Origin of the sequence: Roseimicrobium gellanilyticum (assembly GCF_003315205.1) — a bacterium.
Classification (GTDB): Bacteria; Verrucomicrobiota; Verrucomicrobiia; order Verrucomicrobiales; family Verrucomicrobiaceae; genus Roseimicrobium; species Roseimicrobium gellanilyticum.
Genome location: NZ_QNRR01000002.1, coordinates 58,316 through 73,484 on the forward strand (window position 1 = coordinate 58,316; position 15,169 = coordinate 73,484).

16 protein-coding genes are annotated in these 15,169 nt (G+C 60.5%); 3 read left to right on the plus strand and 13 right to left on the minus strand.

The window, feature by feature from the left end; translation table 11 throughout:
* Positions 1 to 160 precede the first annotated feature (160 nt).
* Genes DES53_RS05535 through DES53_RS05545 form a run of 3 tightly spaced genes read right to left on the minus strand, consistent with a single transcriptional unit; the run spans position 161 to position 3,185 of the window.
* A complete protein-coding gene (locus tag DES53_RS05535; RefSeq protein ID WP_113957245.1) occupies positions 161 to 1,423 on the minus strand; it encodes a polysaccharide pyruvyl transferase family protein in 1,263 nt (420 codons plus the stop codon).
* Positions 1,424 to 1,455: 32 nt separating this feature from the next.
* A complete protein-coding gene (locus tag DES53_RS05540; RefSeq protein WP_113957246.1) occupies positions 1,456 to 2,184 on the minus strand; it encodes a hypothetical protein in 729 nt (242 codons plus the stop codon).
* 59 nt (positions 2,185 to 2,243) lie between these two features.
* Positions 2,244 to 3,185 carry an SGNH/GDSL hydrolase family protein gene (locus DES53_RS05545; protein WP_113957247.1) on the minus strand — a complete coding sequence of 314 codons (942 nt, stop codon included), beginning with the start codon at positions 3,183 to 3,185 and terminating at the stop codon, positions 2,244 to 2,246.
* Positions 3,186 to 3,321: 136 nt separating this feature from the next.
* Here DES53_RS05545 and DES53_RS05550 point away from each other — a divergent pair, with 136 nt between their 5' ends.
* Positions 3,322 to 4,101 (plus strand): L,D-transpeptidase family protein, encoded by a 780-nt coding sequence (locus tag DES53_RS05550; RefSeq protein WP_113957248.1) that lies wholly within the window; start codon positions 3,322 to 3,324, stop codon positions 4,099 to 4,101.
* A gap of 21 nt (positions 4,102 to 4,122) precedes the next feature.
* On the opposite strand, the gene DES53_RS05555 is transcribed toward DES53_RS05550, so the two are convergent.
* The gene (locus DES53_RS05555) at positions 4,123 to 4,395 is read right to left on the minus strand and encodes a hypothetical protein (RefSeq protein ID WP_113957249.1); all 273 of its coding nucleotides are present in this window, start codon (positions 4,393 to 4,395) and stop codon (positions 4,123 to 4,125) included.
* Positions 4,396 to 4,533: 138 nt separating this feature from the next.
* Complete coding sequence (locus tag DES53_RS05560; RefSeq protein ID WP_113957250.1) at positions 4,534 to 4,890, minus strand: arsenate reductase family protein; 357 nt, start codon at positions 4,888 to 4,890, stop codon at positions 4,534 to 4,536.
* A 95-nt stretch (positions 4,891 to 4,985) separates the two neighbouring features.
* Between DES53_RS05560 and DES53_RS05565 the strand changes: the two genes are divergently transcribed.
* Positions 4,986 to 7,559: an alpha/beta hydrolase fold domain-containing protein gene (locus tag DES53_RS05565; RefSeq protein WP_113957251.1), complete on the plus strand. Its 2,574-nt coding sequence runs from the start codon at positions 4,986 to 4,988 to the stop codon at positions 7,557 to 7,559.
* Between the two features lie 9 nt (positions 7,560 to 7,568).
* On the opposite strand, the gene DES53_RS05570 is transcribed toward DES53_RS05565, so the two are convergent.
* The 3 genes from DES53_RS05570 to DES53_RS05580 all read right to left on the minus strand — a co-directional run bounded on the left by DES53_RS05570 (position 7,569) and on the right by DES53_RS05580 (position 10,064).
* On the minus strand, positions 7,569 to 8,591 hold the full coding sequence (locus DES53_RS05570) for a zinc-binding alcohol dehydrogenase family protein (protein ID WP_113957252.1): 1,023 nt from the start codon (positions 8,589 to 8,591) through the stop codon (positions 7,569 to 7,571).
* Between the two features lie 43 nt (positions 8,592 to 8,634).
* Complete coding sequence (locus DES53_RS05575; protein WP_113957253.1) at positions 8,635 to 9,051, minus strand: GFA family protein; 417 nt, start codon at positions 9,049 to 9,051, stop codon at positions 8,635 to 8,637.
* 209 nt (positions 9,052 to 9,260) lie between these two features.
* Positions 9,261 to 10,064 carry a fumarylacetoacetate hydrolase family protein gene (locus DES53_RS05580; protein WP_113957254.1) on the minus strand — a complete coding sequence of 268 codons (804 nt, stop codon included), beginning with the start codon at positions 10,062 to 10,064 and terminating at the stop codon, positions 9,261 to 9,263.
* Between the two features lie 125 nt (positions 10,065 to 10,189).
* Here DES53_RS05580 and DES53_RS05585 point away from each other — a divergent pair, with 125 nt between their 5' ends.
* Positions 10,190 to 10,804, plus strand: coding sequence for a L,D-transpeptidase family protein (locus tag DES53_RS05585; RefSeq protein ID WP_113957255.1), 615 nt, complete (start codon positions 10,190 to 10,192; stop codon positions 10,802 to 10,804).
* Positions 10,805 to 10,828: 24 nt separating this feature from the next.
* Here DES53_RS05585 and DES53_RS05590 read toward each other — a convergent pair whose 3' ends face one another.
* The 5 genes from DES53_RS05590 to DES53_RS05610 all read right to left on the minus strand — a co-directional run bounded on the left by DES53_RS05590 (position 10,829) and on the right by DES53_RS05610 (position 15,153).
* Positions 10,829 to 11,797, minus strand: coding sequence for a vWA domain-containing protein (locus DES53_RS05590; RefSeq protein WP_113957256.1), 969 nt, complete (start codon positions 11,795 to 11,797; stop codon positions 10,829 to 10,831).
* Complete coding sequence (locus tag DES53_RS05595; protein ID WP_113957257.1) at positions 11,794 to 12,639, minus strand: hypothetical protein; 846 nt, start codon at positions 12,637 to 12,639, stop codon at positions 11,794 to 11,796. Before DES53_RS05595 ends, DES53_RS05590 begins: the two co-directional genes overlap by 4 nt.
* Before the next feature lie 6 nt (positions 12,640 to 12,645).
* Positions 12,646 to 13,509 carry a DUF58 domain-containing protein gene (locus DES53_RS05600; protein ID WP_113957258.1) on the minus strand — a complete coding sequence of 288 codons (864 nt, stop codon included), beginning with the start codon at positions 13,507 to 13,509 and terminating at the stop codon, positions 12,646 to 12,648.
* A 96-nt stretch (positions 13,510 to 13,605) separates the two neighbouring features.
* Entirely contained in the window at positions 13,606 to 14,622 is a 1,017-nt protein-coding gene (locus DES53_RS05605) for an AAA family ATPase (RefSeq protein WP_113957259.1), read from the minus strand.
* A gap of 33 nt (positions 14,623 to 14,655) precedes the next feature.
* The gene (locus tag DES53_RS05610) at positions 14,656 to 15,153 is read right to left on the minus strand and encodes a hypothetical protein (RefSeq protein ID WP_147263228.1); all 498 of its coding nucleotides are present in this window, start codon (positions 15,151 to 15,153) and stop codon (positions 14,656 to 14,658) included.
* Positions 15,154 to 15,169 lie beyond the last annotated feature (16 nt).

Below are 15,169 nucleotides of genomic sequence, written 5' to 3' on the forward strand. Positions count from 1 at the left end.
TTGCCTCTGTGCCCCTTTGCGGTTAACCGGAATCGTCTCCACAACCCGGCTAACTCCCTGCACCAACGTTGCGGCTGCGAAGGAGGTTGAGATGCACAGAGCGAACGCACCACGCGAGTGTATTTCAGAGCGCAAAAAGCCTCGCGAAGGGACTCGCGAGCTACGTTGGGCTTCCACCCGCCGCCTTCCGCAGCACCTCCATCGTCCTCTTCTGGTGTCCCTGCACCACCTCGCGTGCCTTCGCCGCTTTCGCTTTCGCTGCCGCAGGGTCCTTCGCCATCGCCAGCACGGTGCTGGGCAAACGCAGACGGTCCTCCGTGTTATCCAAATCAAACAACCAGTCACCTAGACCGATGTCCTGCCACATAAAACCCTTCGTCGTCTGCTCCACGAAGCGGCACACAATCGCAGGCACACCATTGCCGATGCACATGATGGGGCTGTGCATCTCATTGCCGAAGAGGCCGGCGCTGCGCACATAGGTGCTGAGCGCTTCATCCGTGAGCCAGAAGTTCTTGCGCCACACCACCTTGGCCTTCACGTCATTTGGCAGCGGGTCCACGATGAGCAGTTTGCCATCCTCCATCTGGGTGGAATCCTCGGGACACACCAGCACCTTCATGTCTGTCTCCCGCGTCACGGCGATGATGGCCTCACGCAGCAGCACGTGGTCATGGTCCTTCATCTCGTCATTGCGACGCTGCTTGTTCTCATCAAACGCATAACCCTTCTTCACCTTCCAATACGGCGCATTGCGCAGGTTCGGTATGGTGCAGAAGAATTTACCCTCCTCCAATCCATGCTGCTTCATGAAGGCAAGCGCAGCCTCATCATTGCGCAAGTCGCAGCCGAACGCGCCATCCGGTCCGAAATCGATGATGGGACACTTCACGCCGCCGTCCTTCACCACCTTCAGTGAACGGCTGTCGCGCAGGAAGACAAAGCTCGCCGTATCCAGCAGCGCGCGGCAGTTGTCATCGAGACCGTTGTTCCGCATGATCTTCATGCCCGGGTCTCCCGCAGGAGCCATGGTGATGCCGTACACTCCGTATGGCTTGCCGGTTTCCTTCTTCCACTCCGCCACATCACGATGCGCCGTGAGATACGGACCCGAGCCATGCAGGAGGAAATCACACGCGAAGACCTCGCTCTTGTCCTTCGTGATGGTGAGTTTCGGAAAGCGCTTCTTCAGCATCTCCTCCACGCCATTCTCCACATTCATCGGCCACAGGATGACCTCCATCTCCGGCAGATGCTTCTCAATCAACGCGAGCACACCCGGTGTATGACCGATGTCCCCGATATTCACCGTCTGCCAGGACGAGCGCAACACGATGCGCGGCTTGCGTTCCCCCGCAGCAATCGCGGGAATGGATGCGAGCGCGGAGGCCAGGGCAGTATGTAGGAAGTGACGGCGATGCATGGGGAAGAATATCGTGTGATGCGATGTATGGGTCAGCGGGTTTTCCGCGGAAACCACTGGCGGTTATCCCATATCTGATGGGAGAGGGGCCTTGGTGGCGGCTCCAGGATGATGGAACCAGCGAGGATCAGTCCCTTTGGTGTTTCATGAATGGTGGCGTCCGCAAGGTAGGGCGGAATGTCGGTGCCTACAATTTGGGCCCGAACTGACGATGCCTCGGGAGGCACTACGCTTTTCACTACGCTGGCCGGATAGCGCGTCAGGCTGATTCCGAGTTTCCTTTGGAACTCCTCCAGGTCTTTGATGGGCTCAGCCGGAATGAGCACCCAAACACACTTGCATATGCGGATTTCAAACTCGACGCCGGATTTGAATTTTGCCACCACCATGTCCAGTCCTCCGGATTCCGGAGTTGCAGGACAGAGCACTCCTTTCCTCTGGCCTTTTGCTGGAATGCCCAAAGCCTTCAGCAGCATCCGATCCATGGAGGTATTGGCAAACATGTCTGCCATGGGAAGAGGTGGCCCAGTGTGAGGCACCGCCTTTTGCCCGGCCAGCATCAATGCCGTGGAGGTCCAGGGGTCTTTCTTGAACGTGTGATCGGGATCACCCGGCATGAATTCTCGATGCCAGTCATAGGCTGAATTATCGAGCTCCAGGTCCTCCCAAACCGGCTCCTCCGCCATGCAGGTGACGGCGAGAAACAAAAGAGGAAGCAGGCAACGGGCAATGGCATGCATGGCAGGTGATGCGGGCTGCATGAGACTGGCAGAAAGCCGGAGGGAGGGCAATGCGAGAAAATGCCACTGCCCGTCTCCATCTACTGCGCACTCTGCGCCACCGGCTTCATCAGCACCTCATACGCATACTGCGCCAGCATCTTGTGCGCTTGCGTGGTGGGGTGCAGACCATCCGCGGAGAAGAGATGCTTGTCATCATTCGCGCCCTTCGTCACTTCCACGAAGCCGTACTTCGCCGGGTCCTTTGCCACATCCGCGAAACGCGCATGCAGATCCAGCTTCGTGAGGGTGAGTCCCGGATTCGCCTTCTGCAGGCGCGCGATGGCCGCATCCATCTCGGTGTTGTGCGCCTGCACCGCACGCGTGATGGCTGCAAGATACACGCCGGACACCTCCACACCAAAGGGCTTCGCACGCATCGCCACGGAGGGTGCCTGCGCCACATCGAAGAGGTCACCCCACATCACGTGCCGCACGCCCGCACCCGCGAGCGCCTGGATTTGGGACTCCGTGCTCTTCGCCACGGCCACACCCACCGCATCCAGCTTGGCCCACTTCGTCGCAATCTGGTCGAGGCCGATGGAGGCGAGCATGAGGTCATTCGTGCCGATGACAATCACGTGCAGCGCATTCTTCTTCACCCCATCCTTGTTGAAAGCGGGATTGAGATAACGCTTCGAGACCTGCTGCGTGAGATGCTGGCCACGGTTGCGATCCTTGTTCATCGCCGCAGTGGCCTCCGTGGTCGCGCCGCCCACGGCATAGTTCGTGCCGCCGTAGTAGTAGGACATGCCCGAGGGCTTGAAGTCCGGGACATTCAGCAACCCGGGACCCGCGAGTACCTTCACCCAGTTCTCGCGGAATTTGATGTCCGGCTTCCTCGTTTCCACCGAGCGATTTCCCATGTCCGAGAGACTGTCGCCGAAGGTCACCAGTCCATCGATGGCCTGCGCCGTGCAGGTTTCAGCGAGGGCAAGCTGGAAGCAGAAGGCGAGAGCGAGCAGGGCGGAAAGTCGACGCATGGGGTGGGGGAATGGAAAGGGCCGGAGTGGATACGCTAGAGGAGGCTGGCGCGCCACACTTCCCTAGACGACGCCGTCCCGCGCTTGGTTACAAGGATGCGTTTGGCCCCGGCGCAGGCCTGTGTCATCATGCACCATGTCCTCGGAGCGCACCCCACTCATCTTCACCCTCGCTGCGGTGGCCGGCGTGCTGGTGGTAGCGCTGGTGGGTTGGCTGTTCGACCGCACCCTCATGAACCCGGCATCACGAATCCCCGAGCGCTTCGCTCGTGAACTGCCTCCCGCGTGCCGGCAGATCATGCTGGTGGTCTCGCCGCATGAGACTTCCATCACGGCGAAGTTGTGGCTCATGGAGCGCAGGGACGAGGGCGGCTCATGGAGACTTCATCGTGGCCCCATCGATGTGACCCTGGGTCGCAATGGCCTCGCGTGGGGCATCGGTGAGCACTCGGATCCGCCACCGGAAGGTTTCCGCATCAAGCATGAAGGAGACGGGTGCAGCCCCGCAGGCATCTTCCGTATTCCCTTTGCCTTCGGTCTCGCTTCGCCAGAGGCGGCCGCACACTTGCGCCTGCCCTATACATTCCTCTCACCAGATATCTTCGGCATCGAGGACCCCAACTCCCGCTACTACAACCAGGTGGTGGATGTGACCAAGGTCCAGCGCGACTGGCCGGACAATGAACACCTGCCCATGCGGCGCTACACTTCGTTGTATTATTGGGGCGCTTTCGTCGAGCACAATCCCCAGCGCATCCCCGGTGCCGGCTCCTGCATCTTCCTCCATCGCTGGCCCGGTCCCGGTGAATCCACCGCAGGCTGCACCGGAATGACCGAGCAGGACCTCGGCGACGTGCTCACATGGCTGGACCCCGCCCTGGAACCCCGCCTCGTACAGTGCGTGGAGGGATGGTGAATCGTCGCGCTCTTTCGCTGCTCAAATCTCCCCACGCGTCGGCCTTGGATGACCGGTGAGCAAATCATACGTCACTTCCGCCACGGAACCGCGCAGGTCAAACGTCTGCCCGTCTGCCATGGCGATGGACAGGGTGAAGATGTCGTCGTCGCTGGGCGGATTGTTGAACTCGATTTCTTCGTCGCCATCCTCGGAAGGAACGGGCGCATACCCCGCCGTCAGGGAGACAATCTGTGAGCTCTGGATGTAGACGTGCGGATTGCCGTCGATGGAAATGGGAATGAACTCGGCCATAAGGAGAAAGCGGGTGTTACTCCCTTCCTTACCCACTCGCCGTAACCGAAGCAAGCCAAGATGCAGACACACCGATGCATTTCACAAAACCCACCGGCCTCATTCCTGAAAACTTAAATCTTAAAACTGAAAACTCGCCTACTTCAGCGCCTTCGCCCACTCCTCCTCCTTGAAGCCCACCAGGTACACCCCCGCATCCTTGTCGAGCGCGAAGGGCCGCTTCACCAGATTGCCGTGCTCAGAGAGCAGCTTCAGCGCATCCGCTTCACTCATGTCCGCAAGCTTGTCCTTGATGCCCATGGCGCGGTAGTCCTGGCCGGAGGTATTGAAGAGCGGCTTGAGATCACCACGCGCTTTCAGCATGGCCTTGAGCTCAGCCACGGAAGGTGGCGTTTCACGGATGGGCTTCTCATCAAAGGAAATGCCCTGTGCCTTCAGCCATTTGGTGGCGGACTTGCACGTGGAGCAGCCTGCATAGGTATACACTTTGAGCATGCTTCACTGATACGGAATGTGGCCGAAGGCTCAAGTACGATGTCCCACTGAAGAATGGCGTCCGTGTGGCGTACCTGTCCCTCCTCACCGCACGCATGAAACGCCACCTGCTATCGCTATTCGGCATCCTCATCGCACATGCTTCGCAAGCCGCGCCACCTGCGGAACCCGCCAATGCACCGCAGGAAGAACAGGCGCAGGCAGCCACACGAGCCAAGTATCCCCTGGTGCCGCGCCTCACGCAGGACGAGTATGAAGCCACACTCCGGCATTGGCGCACCAAGCACCCAAAGACATTCACGTTTCAAAAGCGCGACGAGTCACCGGAGGGATTTCCCATTTACCTCGCCAAGGTGACTGATATGAGCGTGCCGGATGTGGACAAGCAAGTATGCCTGGTCACCGCGCTGCACTCCGGTCCGGAGCACAGTGGTGCCACCGCCTGCCTTGCCCTCATGGAATGGTTGCTCGGCGATTCGCCTGAGGCAGCCGAGACGCGCCGCCGCCAGATTGTGCTCTTCATGCCGGTCATCAATCCCATGGCGATGTTTCACACGGACCGCTTCCGGAACTCGAAAGGAGTAGACCCCTATACTTCTCTTGGACCGCTGGGGAAGAGCCTGGATGTGCGCCACCTGATGCTGATGAATGAGGTGTCCGCCCCGGAGATAGGGGCGGTGCTCTCGGTGATGGATGAGTATCAGCCGGAGGTGCACGCCGATTTGCACGGCATTGGACTGCAGGAGTACGCGCCGGAGCAGCTCGGCCAGCGACGTCTGTATCAGGGCCAGATGATGACGGAGGTGACTGGATCCGCCTACTCAAACTTCACGCTCCGTCCCTGGGACTGGCGGGTGACGGAGGCGATGATCACTGCCGGCCGCGAGGCAGGATTTCCTTCGGACCGTTTCGAGGCAGATGCGCAACGCTCTTTCTCGGGTCCTGAGGTGGCGGCACAGGCGGGCAGATTGTGGAGTGGACAGCCGCTCTTTTACACATCGCAGTACGGCTACTTCAAATATCACACCATGATACTGGCCATGGAGGTCGCGTGGGAGGAAAGCGCGGTGGCGCGCATGCGTGGTCTCTTGCGGTTGGGAAACAAGACGTGGGAAGACGAACGCGCACCCGGCTATCCCGTGCAGCGCATGAAGTCTCTGGTCGGGCATTTCATCACCACGTGGGGGCGCAATGCCACGGAGCGACGAGCCAGTCGCGCGGAGCTATGGCCTGCGCAGGAGCACGCGGGCATGGGATTCTTGTACCCGGAAACATGGGGACGCACCACGCTGGTCTGCGCGACTTCTCCTGAGGCGAAGAAGGCGTTGCAAGGGGACTACAAGACTCTCCCGTCACGCATCGCGCCTCTCATTGGCACGGAGCAGGCGGCAGCGCTGGAAACATTCCTCAGCAGCGGACCGGAGATCAAGGTGGCGCTCGATGCCGCCATGACGAAGCAGAGTGCTGAGCCCATTCCAGAGCTGAAGCACGGCATCGGCTTCCGTCTACGCCTTCCCACCTTGAAGCCCGGTAAGCTCGATGTCCGGTTGAATGGCGTGGCCTTGTCTGAAAGCTCCGAGGACGGTTATGAAGCCTGGTCCGCAGATGGATGGACCCAGGTCCAGGTCCAGGTGCCACCTGCAAAGGCGGCGGCAAGCAGCCTCTACTTCATCACCTGTGCCTATCAGCCCGAGGAGAAGCGGGTCACGGGCTGGCTGCCTCCCAAGGAAGTGCGCGAAGACCTGAAGAGCGATGTCGCGCACGAACTCCTGCCAAATCTCACTGAGGTCCCCTATGGTGCGCACTTCCGTCAGACACTGGACCTGTGGCAGACAAAGTCACAGAAGCCAGCACCTCTCGTGCTCTACATCCACGGTGGTGGTTGGAATGCGGGTGACAAAAACGATATCCACCGGCACCTGGATGTAAAACGCCTGCTGGATACGGGCATCTCCGTGGCTTCCGTGAACTATCGATTCATTCGTGATGCTCAGGCGGAAAGCGCGCCTCCTCCGGTGCAGCAGCCTGTGCACCCCCCGGTGCAGTGGCCACTGCAAGACGCTGCCCGTGCACTCCAGCTTCTTAGAAGCAGGGCAGGGGAGTGGGGACTCGATCCACGGCGCATCGGCGCTACCGGTGTATCCGCTGGAGGCTGCACCGCCTTGTGGCTGGGCCTGCATGATGACCTGGCGAAGTCCGACCCGAAGGATGCCATCGCCCGCGAGTCCACACGCTTGAGCGCTGTCGCGGTGAAGGCGGCGCAGACCACGCTGGATCCACAGCTCATGCTGGAGTGGATGCCCGGCAGCAACTATGGCGGCCATGCCTTCGGCCTGCAGAAGAAAGGCATGTCGCGTCCCGATGCCTTTCCACCCTTCCTCAAAGCCCGCACCGAATTGCAGCCACTCATTGATGAATACTCACCCCTGCATCATCTCAGTACTGGGGACCCTCCTTTGCTGTTGTACTATCCCCGGCAGGCTGAGATTGGCGCCATGGAAAAGGGAAGCCCGCAGAGTGACCCCGCGCACTCCGCCCTCTTCGGTGCACTCATGGTGGAGCCCGCGAAAGCCGCCGGCGTCCCCTTGCACCTTCTCTATCCTGGAGGTCCGAAGACGGAAGATGATTCCATGGAAGCTTTTCTCATCCGGCACCTGACACCTCGTTGAGCGAAACAGCTATTCCACCACCAGCGCCATCTTCCCAATGGTCGTGCCGCTTTCCTGCCGCTGGTGCGCCCTGCGCAGGTTCTCCGCCGTCAGCGGGCCAAGCGTCTCGCGATGCGTCGTGGTGAGAATGCCCTGGTCCATCAGCACCGCCACACGAGTCAGCAGGCGATGCTGCTCCTCCATGTCGGCTGTCTTGTACATGGGGCGGGCGAACATGAATTCCCAGTGGAAGGAGGCGCACTTTGGCTTGAGCAGGGCGAGATTGAGCGGTTCGCGATTATCCACAATGGCGCAAATCTTCCCCTGCGGGCGAATCGCCTCCGCCATGCCAGCCCAGTAGGTGTCCACATCTGCGCAGTTGTAGATCCCATCCACTTCTCCCACACCAATCTCCTTGAGCTGGGCGAGCAGGGGTTTCTGGTGATTGATGACATGCTGGGCACCCATCTCCCGGCACCATGCAGCGGAGTTTTCCCGTGAGGCCGTAGCCACAACGGTGAGCCCCGCCACACGCGCGGCGAGCTGGATGGCGATGGAACCCACCCCACCCGCGCCGCCGATGATGAGCACACTCTTGCCTTCATTCAGCTTCGGGTGATCCGCATTGAATCCCATGCGGTCAAAGAGGCCCTCCCACGCAGTGATGGTCGTGAGCGGCATGGAGGCAGCTTTGGGAAAATCCAGGTGCCGCGGCTTGTGCGCGACGATGCGCTCATCCACGCTCTGGTACTGCGCATTGCAGCCATCGCGGGTGACATCACCGGCGTACCACACTTCATCGCCCGCCTTGAAGCGGGTGACCCCGTCGCCTACAGCCTCCACCACACCGGCGGCGTCCCAGCCAAGGATGGCTGGCTTGGTGGCATCGGGCGCGCGACGCTTGCGCACCTTGGTATCGATGGGATTCAGCGCCACCGCTCGCACTCGTACCAGCAGATCACGCGGCCCCGGCGTTGGCGTCGGGAGTTCGAGCTCCGTGAAGCACTTGGGATCATCGAGAGGCAGGGCTTGGGTGAGGGCGATGGCTTTCATGAGTCTGAGAATAGTGGAATACGATTGCCCAAGGGGAATCGATTCACGGCTTGGTATGGCTGGATCGCTCGCGCGGATAGGCGGGCAGCCCATCACTCACATGCACCCACGGCAGCCTATCTTCTACCCACGTGTGATCCGCCGGCGTGAGGAATTCTGGATTGTCCAGGCTGCACACCGTCACATCCACCTCGGTCGCCTGTGCGGAAGAAAGAAACGTGAGAGGTGTGCCGCACTCGGGGCAGAAGCTGCGGATGCGTCCTGCCCAATGAATTTCTTTTGGCGAGCCCTGAATGTAGTGGAAGTCATCGATGCCGAAGGACACCCACGTGACCATCGGCGCAGCATTCGCACGACGACAGTCCAGGCAGTGGCAGTGGCTCACATTGTACGGCGTGCCGGTGCCTTCATAACGAATCGCGCCACAAAGACAACCGCCAGTGCAGGATGAGGTGCTCATGGAGGTGACCTATAGCACGCGCATAGGAAACGGGTAGTGAACGTCGCCACTGCAAGGAGGTTGGGTCTTCTGACCCGACAGTGGGCGTTGGGTCTTCCGACCTGACAGCAATTGACATCCAACAGCGGGAGCGCTGTGTCCCCGTCGGACTGGAAAGTCCAACGACCGCTGTCAGGGCAGAAGCCCTAACCTCCTATCCTGAAGTGTGACTACTCCTCCAGTCGCACCGGATTCGTCAGCTCGCCGATGCCCTCAATGGAGATTGTCACGCTGTCACCCGGCTGCAGCCAACGCGGCGGCTTGCGCGCCATGCCCACGCCATGTGGCGTGCCGGTAAGGATGACCGTGCCGGGGAGCAACGTGGTGCTGCCGCTGAGGAATTCAATCAGCGTGGGCACGTCGAAGATCATGTCGCTCGTGTTCCAGTCCTGCAGCACCTCGCCATTCACGATGGTCTTGATCTGCAGCGCATTCGGATTCGGAATTTCATCCGGGGTCACGATGCACGGGCCTAGCGGGCAGAAGGTGTCAAAGGTTTTTCCACGGCACCACTGGCTGCCACCCCAATCCTTCTGCCAGTCACGCGCGCTCACGTCATTCGCGCAGGTGTAGCCCAGCACATAGCTCAGCGCATCCGCCTTGCTCACGTTCTTGCATGTCCTGCCAATCACCACCGCCAGCTCGCACTCATAGTCCACCTGACTGCTCGCGAGCTTGGTGGGGAGATCGATGGGATCGCCGGGGTGCTGCAGAGCGCTCACCGCCTTGTGGAAGAGTACGGGATGCTGCGGGATGGGGGCATTGCTCTCCGCGGCGTGATGGCGGTAGTTCAGTCCAATGCAGGGGATGCTCACCGGTGCGATGGGAGCCAGCAGCTTTTTTACATCGGCTTTTGTCTTGGAGTCGCGATGCTCGCCAAACACTTCTCCTTCGAGAAGGGTGATGCTGCCATCATCATGGAGCACGCCGAAACGGATCAGATCGAGGGGGTCTAGAAAGCGGACGATTTTCACAGGTAAAAGATAAGGTGAAGTTGAGGATTGCGGTGCGGCAGTTGTCGCCCAAGACACACCCACCTGGCAAGTGATTAGCGAATCTTATGGCATACAACGCCTGACCTTCGGCGCATACCACTACCATGAAAGCCCACCCTTCATCCATGAATGAAATGGCGCGTGGTCTTGCACTTTTGTGCTGCACGATCGCCGCCGCTACGCTGTCATCTTGCGCGAGCAATACAGGCAGCCAGGGAAAGCCTCCCGTCGCAAATGCCACCCCGCAGCCGACCCTCTATGAGTGGCATGGCACCACGGATGCGTCCGGTCCCACCAAGGTCCGCATCGCCCTTAGTGAACAGAAAGCCTATATCTACAAGGGGGACGAGCCTGCCGGCTGGACCTATGTCGCCTCTGGCCGCAGTGCCTACCCCACACCCCGGGGAACGTTTCGCGTGAGCGAGAAGAAGGTGGAGAAGAACTCGTCCAAGTATGGCATCATCGTGGATGGCGAGGGGAACGTGGTCGACTCCGATGCCACCTTGGGCGTGGATCGCATCCCTCCCGGCTGCCGTTTCGTCGGTGCGTCCATGCCCTACTGGATGAGACTCACGGGAAATGGCATCGGCATGCACGCAGGGAATATCCCGAATCCCGGCTCACCCGCCTCCCACGGATGCATCCGGCTGCCTCGCGAAATGGCAGCCACGCTCTATGACGTGGTGGATGTGGGTACGGTGGTGACTGTCAGCAACTAGCCAGCCCCACGATTGTGGGAGCTGTTACCACGGCGTAAACCGCAGCCCGAAGAGCGCGAGCACTCCCAGTGCCAGCGCTCCGATGGCAGCGGGGAAGAAGGGCCGGTAGTGGTCCGCCACCTGCGGCTTCTTCTCCAGCACCACGACCTTCTTCATCTGGTCGATGCGGTCGAAGACCATCTTCAGTGCCTCCGGTGTGGCCGCGTTGAAGACTTCACCTCCCGTCGCGCGTACGATGCCCACGAGCGCAGGCTCCACGGGCTCATTCGTCATGAGAATGCCGAAGACCGTGATGCCCTGCTCCTGCAGCTTCGCGATGATGGGCGCATCCAGTGGTGGTTTGATGTCGCTGCTCTCACCATCCGTGATGAGGATGATCATGCGGTCCCCCGTGGGACGCTGCGCCAGCAGCTCGGTCGCACCCATGAGCGCCTTGCCGATGTACGTGATGCCCCACAGCTCATCCGGCAATCCATGCCGGCCCATCGACGGTGGATCGAGCTTCGGGTTGTTCGGCTGGATGAAGGGACGCGCGAGCGCAAACGAGTGTGTATCCAGCGTGAGCGGCAGCCAGTGGATGAAGTGCCTTGAGAAGATGGTGAGGCCGAAGGCATCACCCTGCCGGTAGTTGGTGAACTGCAGGATGGCATCCATCGCTGAGTCGAATCGACGGTGCCGTCCATTCTCCTGCGAGCCGTGGTTCTCCGCCATGCTGCCGGAGGTATCCAGCACGATCTGCACGTTGTTGAGCTGACGCTCTACTTCCGGCGGCAGGAAGGTGATGGGATGTGCCAGGAAGATGATGCCGATGGCGAGCAGCACCGAGGGCAGGCAGTTCGCGCACAGCACGAAGAAGCGCAGGATGAGACCGCGCCGCTGTGTCCCATGGTCAAACGGCACCGCAATCGGCTGCCCGCGCCGCACCCACTCCCAAAAAGCGAGGATGACCGGAATCGCCAGCAAGGCGAGCCACTGGGGATGAAGAAACGTCATGGCGTGGCGAATGGTTTGAGCAGCGCGGTGATGTCCTCACGTCGCACGCTGGTGGTGGGGCGGTGCAGCCATTCCTGCAGGTCACGAAGCACCTTGCCCGTCTTGTCACTCTGGCTGATGGCTCCGAAGGCGGAATACATGGAGACATCTCCGAGCGCGAGGTCTTCACGCCAGCGACGCAGCAGCAGCATCTCCATCTTCGCCTTCCCCTCGGCATCGAGGGTGCCCGCTTCGATTTGCTGCAGGTACGCGCGCAGCATCTCTGCAAACGTGGGACCCGGCGGTGCGGGCGGTGGTGGAGCCACCTTCTTCGGCCGGCGGAAGAAGATGAGCATCAGCAGCCAGAGAATCCAGAAGACACCCAACCCCGCGAGCGTGGCATAGTAGTGCCCGCCCACATCCACGCGCACCTCTTCGGTTTCTTGAATGCGAGAGTCGAGATTCTTGGAGAGCTTGGGGTCACCGTGGAACTTGAAGGAAGGCAGTCCATCCAGCTTGCTGCCATTCTCCGCGACGAGGTAGTCCTTCAGGTCAAAGGTGCCCTCGCGATTCACGATGTAGCGCACATCATACACACGTGTGCCATCCTGCTCCGTCATGCGGGCGATGCGCATATTCACCGCCACACCCCACTTGTACGGCGTGACCGTCAGCTTGGGTCCACTGTAGGTCACGATGGCCGCTTGCTCCACGCCCAGCGGCACATTCATGGAGTGCTCTTCCTTCTTGAACAAGAGCATCCCACCCACCACCGCCGCCAGCAGGGCAAAGATGATCCACACCGGAAAGCGGGTGCGCTTCTTTTCCTCTGCGGGGATTTCGTCCTGGAGTTCAGTGCTCATGGTTCGTTATCTGCCGCCCGCAGCGCCGAAGCCGCGGCTCTTCAGGAAGTGACGCAGCTTGCCGAGGATGGGCTGGTCCGTGAGCAGGTGCAAGTAGTCGATGCCGAAACGCGTGAGCTCACCCTTCCAGCTCTCCGCGTTGATCCACTGGCGGCGTCCATGCCCGGTGAAAGCGCGGCCTGACTCCGCCTCCACCCCGCGGAAGATGCCCGTGCCCTTCATGCGCAGCTCAGCCGGGTCCTGCAGGTGCAGCACCACGCACTCATGCTCCTGCGAGAGCACCTGCAGCGCCGCGAGCGCCTCGGGGTCATGCAGGTCACTCAGCACAATGATCATCGTGCGGCGCTTCAGCGAGGGAGCCACTTCACGCGCGCGAGCTGCGAGCGAAGTCTCCTCCAGGAAATCGTGATGCCGCAACTGGTGTGACCACTCAAGCACGACATTGCGCGAGAGGGTGGGGCGCACATGCAACTCACGCGCACCACAGCCCAGCAGGCCCACCGGTGTCATGTTCGCCTGCGCCGCGAGCGCGATGCCCGTGGCAATGCGCACCGCCCACGCATACTTGCTCAGCTCCTGCGAACTCACACACATGGACGCAGAGGTATCCAGCAGCAGGTAGAGCGGAATCTGCTTTGGCTCCTGGAACTCCTTGATGAAAAGTTTGTCCGACCTCGCCGAGACCTTCCAGTCGATGAACTTCACCGGGTCCCCCGGCACATACACGCGCGACTGCGCAAACTCCAACCCCGCCCCATGAAACACCGAATCCTCCTGCCCAAAGTTCAGACTGTTCGCCAGTTGCTTCACGGCAACCTCGAACTGCCGGGCATCGACCGGGTCCTGGTGAAGTTTGACTTTGCGTCGCATGATTGGGGTGAGGAGTCGTGTGGCGGGTGGGTGGTGCGACTAGTTGTCCGTGCTGCCGTTCCTACGCCTTCGGCGTACATGAGGATGAAGCTGAAGTTAACCAAGCTCCGCAAGAATCGACTCCAACACCTGCGCTGCCGTATGCCCTGCCGCCGAGGCCTCATAACTCACGCGGATGCGGTGCAGCACCACGTCCTCCGCGAGCTCAAACAAATCCTCCGGCGTCACGAAGTCACGTCCATGAATCACCGCACGCGCGCGTGCCGCATTGATGAGTGAGAGACCTGCGCGCGGGCTGCAACCGAAGTCCAGCAGCTTCGACTCACGCGTACGACGCACCAAATCCACACAGTGCTTCACGAAGACCTCGCTCACATGCACGGCTTGCACCGCCTCCATGGCATTGACGAGGTCGGCGATGGACGCGGAAGGATTGTCCTCAATCATGTCGAACGCCGAGCGCGGCACCGCGCCACCACCTTCACGACGCAGCCCCATGCTGAGCTGTCGCTGGAGAATCTGCCGCTCATCCTCACGCGTGGGATAGCCCAGACGATGCAGCAGCATGAAGCGGTCAAGCTGCGCCTCAGGAAGCTCAAACGTGCCCGACTGCTCCACCGGGTTCTGCGTGGCAATCACAAGGAAGGGCGTGGGCAGCTTCAGGTTCTGTCCGCCGATGGTCACCTTGCGCTCCTGCATCGCTTCGAGCATCGCCCCCTGCACCTTCGGAGCCGCACGGTTGATTTCATCCGCCAGCAGCAGGTTCGTGAACACCGGCCCCTGGTGAATGCGGAAGTCGCCCGACTTCTGGTCGATGATTTCCGACCCCACGATGTCTGAGGGCAGCATGTCCACCGTGAACTGCACCCGCTTGAAGTCGAGGTTGATGGCCTTGGCAATGGTATTCACCAGCAGCGTCTTCGCGAGACCTGGCAACCCTTGCAGCAGCAGGTGACCACCCGTGAGCAGCGCAATCATCACACGCTCGACGACCACATCCTGGCCTACGACGATTTTGGCAACACGCTCACGGACGCCCGCGACGAACTGCTGGGCCGTTTGCGCAGACTGGGCGCTGGTTGATGATGGGGGAGTGGAAGCGACGGCGTGCATGAATGGGACTTGGTGGAAGGAGAATGACAGAACCTAGAGATTGGTCGGGGCTGCTTTGGTTTCGCTCAGGGCGCGACAGGCTGAAATCTGGGCTGTGACGCGGTCTACAAAGGCGTGAAAGCGCTCCTTATCTGGACCACTGCGTCGAATGCCAAGTCTTGCCACCCCTGCGGGTGTGTAGAAAATTGCGTGTTCGACCCTGCGTAGCGCGCGCAATAGAAGGTAGAGCCCGAGGAGCGAGAAGATCGCGCCAACCCAGAATCCGGGTTTGGTGGTGAAATCTGCATACTTTGTCCAGTCCACCATGAGATACACGCCTCCACCAAAGGACACGAGGCCGAGCAGTCCGGTGTTTTCCCTGACCTGTATATGTCCAGATTTGGTTTCGAGCGCATTCAGTGGCACATCGATTTTGAAGTTACTCTTGAATGCTTCGTATCCAGAAACGGTAATCTTGTCCTCGAACAGTTCCAGAGTCCGGCTGCCAGACAGGTGCCGGTCGCGATAGATTTCGAGGGGCTGTGTGCTCATGGAGGACAGGCTATAG